The sequence below is a fragment of the Bacteroides cellulosilyticus DSM 14838 genome (genome assembly GCF_000158035.1).
GTDB lineage: Bacteria > Bacteroidota > Bacteroidia > Bacteroidales > Bacteroidaceae > Bacteroides > Bacteroides cellulosilyticus.
Genome location: NZ_EQ973491.1, coordinates 149,146 through 149,836, shown reverse-complemented (window position 1 = coordinate 149,836; position 691 = coordinate 149,146). Strand labels below are relative to the sequence as shown.

Below are 691 nucleotides of genomic sequence, written 5' to 3'. Positions count from 1 at the left end.
TTTTCTTGTTTATTTCAATTGGAAATCGTTCCTTTACCGCCGGAATCGTTCCGTTTCCTACCGGGAATCGGAACAGAAATATGAAGCTCATTCTTAGTGTTTTTCCTTACTTTAATCATTTCGATTTACTTTTCCCCTTTCTTTTCTCTTCCATTCCTTTGCTGCCATCGGATTAACCAATGCTGCCATTTGCAAATTCACCACCGCCAGTTGTTCATCAGAGAACGACCTCAAATAAGTATGTGTAATTTCTTCCGAAGCATGGCTCAACCCTGCACTAATCTTAGATACGGGTATATCTTCATTATATGCCAGAGTCGCCCACGTATGCCGTGCTACGTATGAAGTCAGTCTCACCCCCAATCCCAATCGCTCGGATAACCGATACAAATGTTTATTGTAAAGTCGCAAGGCACTCTCATATTGTTTCCTCTCCTCAGGTATACTCCCCGGTTGGCGTATAATCCTTAATAAATAGGGTGAACCCGAATCGTCACATAAATACCTTTCGATAATCTCCCACATCCACGGTTCAAGCGTAATCGTCAACATCCTCCCCGTCTTGCTACGGCGATAGCAAAGCACATTATCCTGAATATCCGTCTTCCGTAAATAAGCCAAATCAATAAAAGGAATCCCTCGTAGATAATAAGAAAGAATAAACAGATCCCGTGCCACCCCCAAACTTGGT

1 protein-coding gene is annotated in these 691 nt (G+C 42.5%); it reads right to left on the bottom strand.

All coding sequences use genetic code 11. The features are described from left to right. Positions 1-111: 111 nt before the first annotated feature. Positions 112-691, bottom strand: a 580-nt coding sequence (locus tag BACCELL_RS12870) for a tyrosine-type recombinase/integrase (protein WP_007212250.1), incomplete at its 5' end; no start/stop codon positions are given.